Here is a 6,680-nt window from a genome sequence, read left to right as displayed (position 1 = left end):
TGCAGGGCGGCGGCGGCGTCGGTCCGAGCCTGCGCGCCAGCCGTCTCACCCGGGAGGCGATGGAGGCCGTCATCCGGCGCGGCGCCTCCGGCATGCCCGCCTTCCCGGACCTCAAGGACACCGAGGTGAAGGCCCTGCTGGACCTCGTGGACCGCTGGAAGACCGGGAGCCGATGAGCGAGGACCCCGCGCCGCGCACGGTGTCCGGCGTCACGCGGCGCCGCCTGCTGGAGTTCTGGTGGACGGTGCCGGTCGCGGCGACGCTCGGCGCGTTCGGCTTCATCGGGGAGTACGCGTGGCGCGTCACGTTCGGCAAGCGCCGCGCGGGCGACCCCGCGTACCGACCGGGGCCGCGCGAGCGCGTCGCGAGCGTCGCCGAGCTCCGCGAGGACTACGCCACGCGCGAGTTCTCCTACGCGGGCACGCCCTGCGTGCTGATGCGTCTGCCCGCCACGTCGGAGCAGGGCCTCGCCGTGGGCGGCGCGCGCTTCGCGGCGTGGTCGCGGGTCTGCACGCACCTCGGCTGCCTCGTGCTGCCCCTGCGCGACCGCGAGGCGACCGCGCTGACGTACAACTACCGCCCGGACCATCCCGTGCTGGGCTGCCCCTGCCACTTCAGCGTCTTCGACCCGCTGCGGGGGGGCGAGAGCGTGTTCGGCAAGGCCCTCTACCCCCTGCCGCGCGTGCGGCTCGAAGCGCGCGGCGGGACCCTCTTCGCGACCGGCATCGAACCGCCGCCCGGCACGCGCCCCTCTCCCTAACGCCCGTTTGCGTTATGCTTGAGCGGCTGACCCGGCGCGAGCCGTGAGGTCCGAACCACTCCACCTTCCGCCCGGCGGCCTCCCGCGCGGGTCGGTCACCGAGGTTGCCCATGCGCGCACTGTTCAAGGAAGCCCAGCCCGGCGCGAGACTCATCGACGCGCCCGTCCCGACGCCCGGTCCCGGCGAGATCCTCGTGAAGGTCATGGCGACCAGCGTGTGCGGCACCGACATGCACATCTACAACTGGGACGGCTGGGCGCAGAGCCGCTTCAAGGGCCCCATGATCTTCGGGCACGAGATGACCGGCGAGGTCGTGCAGGTCGGCGCGAACGTCGACCCGAGCCTCGTGAAGGTCGGCGACCACGTCAGCGCCGAGACGCACCTCGCCTGCGGGCACTGCTACCAGTGCCGCACGGGCCGCAAGCACATCTGCGCGAACCTGCGCATCCTCGGCGTGGACGCGCCCGGCATCTTCGCGGAGTACGCCGTGATTCCCGCCGAAAACGCCTGGGTGAACGACCCCGAGATGCCCTGGGAGATCGCGAGCCTCCAGGAGCCCTTCGGGAACGCCGTGCAGACCGTCCTCGCCGGACCCGGCGTGTCGAGCCGCACGGTCCTCGTGACGGGCTGCGGCCCCATCGGCCTCATGGCGATCCAGGTGGCCCGCGCGAGCGGCGCGACCACCATCGTCGCGACGGACGTGAACGAGAAGCGCCTCGCGCTGGCCCGCGGCATGGGCGCGGACGTCACCGTCAACCCGAGGGAAGCGGACGTCGTGAAGGTCGCGCGGGACGCCACGCGCGGCAACGGCGTGGACGTCCTGCTGGAGTTCAGCGGCAACCAGACCGCCATCCGGCAGGGCTTCGGGGCGCTCACGTACGGCGGGCACGCCAGCATGCTCGGCATCCCGGCGGGCGCCATCGAGTTCGACCTCGCGAACGACATCGTCTTCAAGGCCGCGACCGTCATCGGCATCTCGGGCCGCAAGATGTTCGAGACGTGGTACCAGGTCCGCGAGCTCGTCACGAGCGGCAAGGTGGACCTGAAGTCGGTCATCAGCCACCGCGTGCCCCTCACGCGCTTCGAGGAGGTCTTCGACGCCGTGAACCGTGGCGAGGCGATCAAGCCCGTCCTGCTGCCCCAAGAATTGTAGAGACGCGTGAGCGGCCCAGGCATGAGGACCCGAGCGGTCCGCCCATGAGTGTGGAGACGCGTCACCGCACGAAGCAGAAGGACCGGACCGCCCCGGTCCGTACGACGGTGGGTCCGTACACAGCCAAGCGTCGGTGGCCTCCCGTCGGTCAGCCGTCAGTGAGCGTGTCCTTCACTGACGGCTGACCGCTGATCGCTGATCACTCTCTCTACCCTCGCTCAAGGGCGCCTGGCCCGCGGGCCGGGTACGATCCGGCATGCCGACCGTGCCGCGCGTGTCCGTCCTCATGCCGACCTTCGACCAGACGGCGTTCCTGCCGCGCGCCGTGGAGAGCCTCCTCGCGCAGTCCCTGGAGGACTGGGAGCTCGTGGTGATCGACGACGGCTCGCGCGAGGACACGCGCGGGGCGCTCGCGCCGTACCTCGCGGACCCTCGCGTGCGTTTCGAGCGGCTGGAACGCAACGTGGGGCTCGGCGCGGCCCTCAACCGGGCGCTGGACCTCGCGCGCGGCGCGCTCGTCGCGTACCTCCCGTCGGACGACGTGATCTACCGCGACCACCTCGCCACGCTCGCGGACGTACTGGAGGACCCCGGGGTCACGCTGGCCTTCTCGGGCGTGCGGCACCACTACAACCGCGAGGCGACGGGCCGCGTCGACGGGGAGCCCCTGCAGCTCGTACAGGTCATGCACCGCGCGACCACGCGGCGCTGGGTGGAACGCGCCGAGCTCACCACGGACGACCTGGGCCGCATGTTCTGGACGGCCCTCGCGGAGGGCGGCGAGACGCGCGGCACGGGCCTCGTGACCTGCGAGTGGGTGGATCACCCGGCCCAGCGGCACAAGGTGGTCCGCGAACCGCTCGGCGGGATCAACCCGTACCGGGTGCGGTACGACGTGCGGGAGCCCATGCGCTTCCACTCCACCGTCGGCAACCCCATCGACGAGGTGGGCCGCTACCGGGAAGCGCGCGAACGTCCCGCCACCACGCGCTCCGGCGGCCTGAAGATCGTGCTGGTCGGGGAACTCGCGTACAACGCGGACCGCGTCCTCGCGCTCGCGGAGCAGGGTCACGAGCTGTACGGCCTGTGGACGCCCGAACCGTACTGGTACAACTGGGTGGGTCCCCTGCCGTTCGGGCACGTCCGCGACATCCCCCGCGAGGACTGGCAGACGCACCTGCGCCGCATCCGGCCCGACGTGATCTACGGCCTGCTGAACTGGCAGGCCGTGCCGTGGGCGCACCACGTCATGAAGGAGAATCCCGGCGTGCCGTTCGTGTGGCACTTCAAGGAGGGCCCCTTCATCTGCCTGGAGAAGGGCACCTGGCGCGAGCTCGTGGAGCTCTACCAGGGTGCGGACGGCGTGATCCACACCTCGGCGGAACTGCAGGCGTGGACGGAAACGGCCGTGCCGGGCCTCGCGGGAAGCAAGCCCGCCCTCGTCCTCGACGGCGACCTGCCCAAACGCGACCCCTTCGACGTGGAGCGCTCCCGCCGCCTCTCCGAGGACGACGGGGAGATCCACACGGTCGTGCCGGGCCGCCCCATCGGGCTGCACCCGCACACGGTCGCGGAGCTCGCCGCGCACGGGGTGCACCTGCACTTCTACGGGGACTTCACGCAGGGTCAGTGGCGCGCGTGGACCCTGAAGACCCGCGCCCTCGCGGGCCGCTTCTTCCACCTGCACCCCAACGTCGATCAGGACGGCTGGGTGCGGGAGTTCTCCCGCTACGACGCGGGCTGGCTGCACCTCTTCGGGAGCCGCAACCACGGCGAGCTCCGCCGCGCCGACTGGGACGACCTGAACGTCCCGGCGCGCATGGCGACCCTCGCCGTGGCGGGCCTCCCGATGATCCAGGGCGACAACGCGGGGCACGTCGTGGCGACGCAGACCCTCGCGCGGGAGCTGGAGCTCGGGCTGCTCGTGCGGGACATGGACGACCTCGCCGCGCAGCTCTCCGACACGGCCCGCCTCGCGCGTCTGCGCGAGAGCGTGTGGAGGCAGCGGGAAACGTTCACCTTCGACCATCACGTCCATCGGCTGACGACGTTCCTGCGCACCGTCATCGCGGCGGCGGAGACACGCGGGCAGGCGCGGGAGGCGTCCTACGCGCCTAAAGCGGTCGTGAACACGCCGGGTTCAGACTCTTAGGCCGCGTGCCAGACAAGGTCCATGAGCGCCGCTCACCATGGGCCTTGGAGGAACCACCATGCCCATGCAGATGCAGGACCTTCAGGATCTGTTCGTCATGAAGCTCAACGACATCTACGACGCGGAGCAGCAGGGCCTGCAGGCCATGCAGCAGCTCTCGCAGCGGGTGCAGAGTCCCGAGCTCAAGCAGGGCTTCCAGCAGCACATCGAGCAGTCCCAGCAGCAGGTCTCGCGGCTGGAGCAGATCTTCCAGCAGATGGGGCAGCAGCCCAACGGCGAGAAGAACCTCGGCATCCAGGGGCTCATCCAGGAAAGCCAGAAGCTGCTCTCGCAGGACGCCTCGCCCGAGGTGCTCGAAGCGGGCATCATCGCGTGTCAGCAGGCGATGGAGCACTACGAGATGGCCGCGTACGGCACCGCGCGCACGTACGCGCAGCTCCTCAACAACGATCAGGCGGTGCAGCTGCTGGAGCAGACCCTCGACGAGGAGAAGCAGAACGACGAGAAGCTCACCCAGGTCGCCGAGAAGATCAACGTCCAGGCGATGCAGGGCTGAGCGGAGCAGGGCGGAAGGGCACCCCGGCGGCGGCCGGGGTGCCCGTTTAACAGCCCGTTAACCGCTCCGCCCGATCATTCCCGCATGCGCAAATGGCCCCTGATTCTGCTTCCGGTCGCGGCGGTCGCCGCGGTGCCCTTCGTCTCTCCCGCCGCCCGGCAGGACCTCGGTGAGGTGCTCACGCGGGCGGGCGCGGCGCTCGCGCCCTCGGCGTCCACCTCCACGCCGCAAGGCGGCGGCGCGGACGCGCGGTCCTTCGGCTTCTCCGCGCCGTCTGGCGCCCAGGGCGGACCCGACGACTTCATGAGCTTCCGCACGCCCTGGGGTGACTTCCAGGTGCCGATGCCGCAGGGTCAGCAGGGCGACGCGAGTGCTCCGTCCTCCCCGTCCGCGTCGTCCTCCTCGCGCGCGCCTCGGAGCGCCGCGTCCGCCGCGCTGGAGAAGGTGTACCGTCAGTCCACGTCGGCGGCGGTGCGGGTGAACGTCGGGAACTCCGGCATCGGCAGCGGCTTCTTCCTCACCTCGGACGGACTGGTCCTCACGGCGGCGCACGTGGCGCTCGGGGAGGACTCGGCGCGGCTCACGGTCACGCTCGACGACGGCAGCGTGCGGCCCGCGACGCTCGTCGGGTACGACGAGGCGCGTGACGTGGCCCTCCTGAAGGTGCAGGGCGGCGGCTTCGATCACCTGAACCTCGCCGCGAGCACCCCGAAGGTGGGGGACGGCGTCGTCGCGATCGGCAACTCGCGCGGCGCCTTCGACGGGGGCCGCGCTGGCCGCGTGACGGGCCTGAACGTGAGCCTCGACGCGACCTTCCCGTCGGGTCTGGTGTCGTCGAGCATGCCGCTCGCGCCGGGCGACTCGGGCGGGCCGGTCCTCGACGCGAAGGGCGAGGTGGTGGGCGTCAGCACCGCCATCAGCAACCAGAACGGGCAGTTCAGCAGCTACTTCGTGCCGCTCACGAAGACGAGCGCGCTCGTCGCGGACCTGCGCGGCGGTGCGAAGCGCGGCGTGCCCGTCATCGGCGTGAACGTCGCGGACGCGCGGGAATTCACGGGCGCCTCGGGCGCGCTCGTCACGGACGTCACGAAGGGCCTCGGCGCGCAGAAGGCCGGGCTGCGTCCCGCGCAGGTGCGCGAGTACCGCGACGAGTCGGGCGAGCTGCGGCAGGACGTCGGGAACGCGGACGTGATCGTCGCGGTGGACGGACGCGCCGTCGGCGCCCCGAAGGACCTCGTGGCGTACCTGCGCACGAAGGCCGCCGGGGACCGCGTGACCCTCAAGGTGCTGCGCGGTGGAAAGACGATCACGGTGCCCGTGACCCTGAGCGCGAAGCGCGTGGCGTAGGGGCTAGATTGACCTCATGCGCCTGCTCTACGTCGAGGACGACCCCCGCATCGCGCAGCCCGTGGTGGGCGCCCTCACCGAGGCCGGGTACGACGTGACGTGGCGCGAGACGGGCGAGGCGGGCCTGCGCGAGGCGATCGGGGGGGACTACCCCCTGATCGTCCTCGACGTGATGCTGCCCGACCTCGACGGGTTCGAGCTCGCCCGGCGCGCGCGCGAGGCGGGCGAGGGCGGCGCGGTGCTGTTCCTCACGGCGCGCGACACCCTCCCGGACCGGGTGCGCGGCCTCGACCTCGGCGGGGACGCGTACCTCACGAAGCCCTTCGAACTGCCCGAACTGCTCGCGACGCTGCGGGCCCTCGCGCGGCGCGGCGCGGCGGCGCGTTCCTCCTCGCTGACCTTCGCGGGGGGGCGCGGCACGCTCGACACGGTGGGCCGCGCGGTGCGCTGGGACGGTCGGGAGGTGACCGTCACGGGCCGCGAGTACCACCTGCTGGAGACGCTCGTGCACGCGCCGGGACGCTGGTTCACGCGCGAGGAGCTGATCGACCGGGTGTGGGGGCCGGACTTCGCGGGTGAGGCGCGCATCGTGGACGTGTACGTGCGCTACCTGCGCCGCAAGCTCGCGAACGAAGCGGTGGAGAGCGAGCGTGGGCGCGGCTGGCGGGTGACCTGAGTGCGGCGCGCGCGGCCCACGCTGCGCTTCCGCGT

The 6,680-nt window shown here is 71.7% G+C and carries 7 protein-coding genes; all 7 read left to right on the top strand.

Annotation, left to right across the window (positions count from 1 at the left end; translation table 11 throughout):
- A partial coding sequence (locus tag DEIPI_RS38005; protein WP_169737143.1) for a c-type cytochrome occupies positions 1–176 on the top strand: 176 nt, incomplete at its 5' end.
- Positions 173–760, top strand: coding sequence for a Rieske 2Fe-2S domain-containing protein (locus DEIPI_RS0116950; RefSeq protein WP_045234578.1), 588 nt, complete (start codon positions 173–175; stop codon positions 758–760). The genes DEIPI_RS38005 and DEIPI_RS0116950, both read left to right, overlap by 4 nt.
- Before the next feature lie 110 nt (positions 761–870).
- The gene (tdh, locus tag DEIPI_RS0116945; RefSeq protein WP_027482542.1) at positions 871–1,914 is read left to right on the top strand and encodes an L-threonine 3-dehydrogenase; all 1,044 of its coding nucleotides are present in this window, start codon (positions 871–873) and stop codon (positions 1,912–1,914) included.
- A gap of 256 nt (positions 1,915–2,170) precedes the next feature.
- Positions 2,171–4,066: a glycosyltransferase family 2 protein gene (locus DEIPI_RS32095; RefSeq protein ID WP_045234577.1), complete on the top strand. Its 1,896-nt coding sequence runs from the start codon at positions 2,171–2,173 to the stop codon at positions 4,064–4,066.
- 58 nt (positions 4,067–4,124) lie between these two features.
- Positions 4,125–4,622, top strand: coding sequence for a ferritin-like domain-containing protein (locus tag DEIPI_RS0116935; protein ID WP_045234576.1), 498 nt, complete (start codon positions 4,125–4,127; stop codon positions 4,620–4,622).
- 84 nt (positions 4,623–4,706) lie between these two features.
- Positions 4,707–5,969, top strand: a complete 1,263-nt coding sequence (locus DEIPI_RS32090) for a S1C family serine protease (RefSeq protein WP_052351801.1) — start codon at positions 4,707–4,709, stop codon at positions 5,967–5,969.
- A gap of 16 nt (positions 5,970–5,985) precedes the next feature.
- A complete protein-coding gene (locus tag DEIPI_RS0116925) occupies positions 5,986–6,645 on the top strand; it encodes a response regulator transcription factor (RefSeq protein WP_027482540.1) in 660 nt (219 codons plus the stop codon).
- Positions 6,646–6,680 lie beyond the last annotated feature (35 nt).

Origin of the sequence: Deinococcus pimensis DSM 21231, assembly GCF_000519345.1 — a bacterium.
Classification (GTDB): domain Bacteria; phylum Deinococcota; class Deinococci; order Deinococcales; family Deinococcaceae; genus Deinococcus_A; species Deinococcus_A pimensis.
Note: the sequence above shows the minus strand (reverse complement) of the source record. Positions and strands in the feature narration are given on the sequence as shown.

Bases quoted from the DNA above. Each gene is read 5' to 3' on its own strand.
- DEIPI_RS0116950 (WP_045234578.1), top strand. From the start codon at position 173: ATGAGCGAGGACCCCGCGCCGCGCACGGTGTCCGGCGTCACGCGGCGC.
- tdh (WP_027482542.1), top strand. From the start codon at position 871: ATGCGCGCACTGTTCAAGGAAGCCCAGCCCGGCGCGAGACTCATCGAC.
- DEIPI_RS32095 (WP_045234577.1), top strand. From the start codon at position 2,171: ATGCCGACCGTGCCGCGCGTGTCCGTCCTCATGCCGACCTTCGACCAG.
- DEIPI_RS0116935 (WP_045234576.1), top strand. From the start codon at position 4,125: ATGCCCATGCAGATGCAGGACCTTCAGGATCTGTTCGTCATGAAGCTC.
- DEIPI_RS32090 (WP_052351801.1), top strand. From the start codon at position 4,707: ATGCGCAAATGGCCCCTGATTCTGCTTCCGGTCGCGGCGGTCGCCGCG.
- DEIPI_RS0116925 (WP_027482540.1), top strand. From the start codon at position 5,986: ATGCGCCTGCTCTACGTCGAGGACGACCCCCGCATCGCGCAGCCCGTG.